Genomic DNA, 3,396 nt, shown 5'->3' with positions numbered 1-3,396 from the left:
GATAAACACACGCTGTACTTTATCGCCGAGATGCGCCAGGAGACCGATTACGTCCGCCACCATATCCAGAAGGTGGTAGCCTTCTTCGAGGCCATGGAATCCTTTGCCGAATGGCTGCGCGCCCGCGGCAAACAGGTGATTCACTACCGTCTCGACCATCCCGACAACACACAAGCGCTCGGCACCAACATCGCGCGACTGATCCAGGCGCACGGCATACAGAAATTCGAATACCAGCTGCCGGACGAATACCGGCTGGACCAACAGCTGAAACAACTGGCAGATGACCTCAGTATCCCCAGCGAGGCCTTCGACAGCGAGCACTTCCTCACCAGCCGCAGCGAACTGGCGGAATTTTTCCAGGGCAAAGAATCACTGCTGATGGAAAGCTTCTACCGCTACATGCGACGCAAGCACGACATCCTGATTGAAAACGGCGAACCGGTTGGCGGTAAGTGGAATTTCGACAAGAGCAACCGCAACAAGTGGAAGGGCAAGCCCGCAATTCCCCATGCCCGCGGCTTTCGCAAGGATGTGCGCGAGACCGTCGCACGGATCGAAAGCGCCGGGGTAAAAACCTTTGGCCGTATCGATGCGGAACATTTTCCGTGGCCGACCACCCGCGAGGACTGCCTCCGCGTTATGCACCACTTCTGCGAGCATCTGCTGGTGCATTTCGGGGACTTCCAGGATGCCATGGACCCGGACGAGACATTCCTGTTCCACAGCCGCCTGAGCTTCGCCATGAACTGCAAGCTGCTACATCCGCGGGAAGTGATCGATGCGGTAATCCATCACTGGCAACAGAACCAGAAAAGCATATCCATTAACGAGGTCGAGGGCTTCGTGCGGCAGATACTCGGTTGGCGGGAATATATGCGCGGCGTCTACTGGCGGGAAATGCCGGGCTATGCCCGCTGCAACCGCCTGTACAACCACAAAGAACTTCCGGCGTTTTACTGGACCGCAGACACCAAAATGAATTGCCTGCACCACGCCATCAACAACAGTCTGGAGCACGCCTATGCACACCACATCCAGCGGCTGATGATCACCGGCAACTTCGCCCTGCTCACCCAGGTACACCCGGACCAGGTGGACGCCTGGTACCTGGGAATTTACATCGACGCCATCGAATGGGTGGAAATCACCAACACCCGCGGCATGAGCCAGTTTGCCGACGGCGGCCTGGTCGCCACCAAGCCCTATATCAGCAGTGGAAGTTACATCAACAAGATGAGCAATTACTGCCAGGGCTGCCGCTATAACGTGAACGAAAAACTCGGCGAGGATGCGTGCCCGTTCAACAGTCTGTACTGGAATTTCCTCGCGGAAAAGCGCGAGCATTTTCGCGGCAACCATCGCATGGCGATGATGCTGAGCCTGCTGGAAAAAATGGATACGGAGGAATTGAAAGCGCTGCAGCACCGGGCACGCCAGATCATTCGCAGCCCCGATTCGTTTTAATCTGTCATATTCAAACAGGCTCATCCGCAAACGCTATATTGAAATGAGTTGCAAAATCCACTTGAGAGAGCCTGCCCGATGCCCCACCTGCTTCGCATACTTAGCGGATTACTCTTAGGTTGTGCCGTGCAGCTTGCGCTGGCGGCTGAGACCGCGGACGCCATATTCCACAACGGCAACATTATCACCATTGACGACAACCACCCCAGCGCGGAAGCCGTGGCGGTGAAAGATGGCAAAATAATTGCCGTTGGCAAACGCGACGACGTACTCAAAACGGCCGACGAAAACACACGAAAAATCGACCTTGCCGGCAAGACCATGGTTCCGGGGTTTTTCGATTCCCACGGCCACGCGTGGATGATCGGCTTCCAGTCCATGACCGCCAACCTGTTGCCCCCGCCGGATGGCACGGGCAAAGACATAGCGTCCTTGATCAAGCTTTTGCAGGATTGGGCCGCCGCCAACCAGGACGCCGTCAAACAGATCGGCTGGATTGTGGGTTTCGGTTACGACAACTCACAACTTGCGGATCAGCGCCATCCCACCCGCAAGGATCTGGATTTGGTCTCTGCCGACATTCCCATTCTTATCATCCACCAGTCCGGACATCTGGGCGTCGCTAATTCCAAGGCACTGGAAATCGCCGGCATCTCCGCGAACAGCAAAGATCCAAAAGGCGGGGTATTCCAGCGCGAGGCCGATGGCAAGACTCCCAACGGCGTCGCCGAAGAGTACGCGTTCTTTCAGCTGGTTGGTGCTTTTGGTAAATCACTCAACAAGGATGTGAACGACCTCTTCGGGATTGAGGGCACCAGGTTGCTCGCCTCCTATGGTTACACCACCGCACAGGAGGGGCGCGCAACCCAGGCATCCCTCGATGCACTGAAGCGGGTCGCAGACAGCGGCGCGTTGAAAATTGATCTGGTCGTGTACCCGGATATTCTCGAAATTCCGGATATACACCCCACACTTGAGTACCACAATCGTTTACGGGTGGGCGGTGCCAAGCTCACCATTGACGGCTCACCCCAGGGAAAAACCGCCTGGCTGACACAGCCCTATTTCATACCGCCGCCGGGGCAGGACAAGGATTACCGTGGATATCCCGCGATCACCGAACAGCAGGCGATGGACGCGGTGGAAAGGGCCTTTGCGAATAACTGGCAGATCCTGGTGCACTGCAACGGCGATGCCGCCATCGACCTGATGATCAAAGCGGTGAAGGCCGCAGAGGCGAAGTACCCGAACGTGCATAACCGCCCGGTGCTGATTCACGGCCAGACGCTGCGGCGTGATCAGGTGGACGAAATCAAGAAGCTGAGGATTTTCCCCTCGCTGTTCCCCATGCATACCTTCTACTGGGGCGACTATCACCGCGACTCTGTGCTGGGTCCGGAGCGCGCGGAGAATATTTCTCCCACAGGCTGGGTTCTGGCGGAAGGCATGATGTTCGGCACCCACCATGATGCGCCGGTGGCGTTGCCGGATTCCATGCGCGTGCTTTCTGCCACCGTCACCCGCCGCTCCCGCAGCGGCCGTGTCATCGGACCCGAGCACCGGGTACCGGTAGCAACCGCGTTAAAAGCCATGACACTCTGGTCGGCATGGCAGCACTTTGAGGAAAAGCGCAAAGGCTCGATCGAAGTTGGCAAGCTCGCCGATCTGGTGGTGCTTTCGGATAATCCGCTGACGGTGCCGGAAGACCAGCTGGCGGATCTCAAGGTGATGGAGACTTACAAGGAAGGGGTATCGGTTTACAAGCGAGATACAGCAACCGCATTAGCGCCCTCACCTGCCATGTTCGGTGTGACATTACCGAACACAAATACACACGATGCGCATCACTTGGGCATCCGCCACCAGCACGGTGACGGATGCTTTAACGATGCGTTGAGCCTGTTGATGCAGGCAGTGGAGCAGGCTTCC

At 57.1% G+C, this 3,396-nt stretch carries 2 protein-coding genes; both read left to right on the top strand.

Going from position 1 to position 3,396, the window contains the following annotated elements:
- Positions 1 to 1,467 (top strand): cryptochrome/photolyase family protein (locus tag VIL80_RS10600; protein WP_332036087.1); only part of this gene is annotated, 1,467 nt, incomplete at its 5' end.
- Between the two features lie 126 nt (positions 1,468 to 1,593).
- Positions 1,594 to 3,396, top strand: a 1,803-nt coding sequence (bsh, locus tag VIL80_RS10595) for a metal-dependent bile salt hydrolase (protein ID WP_332036086.1), incomplete at its 3' end; no start/stop codon positions are given.

This window comes from Microbulbifer sp., from assembly GCF_036563125.1.
In the GTDB taxonomy this organism is placed as follows: domain Bacteria; phylum Pseudomonadota; class Gammaproteobacteria; order Pseudomonadales; family Cellvibrionaceae; genus Microbulbifer.
This window is presented reverse-complemented; position numbering and strand designations above follow the sequence as displayed.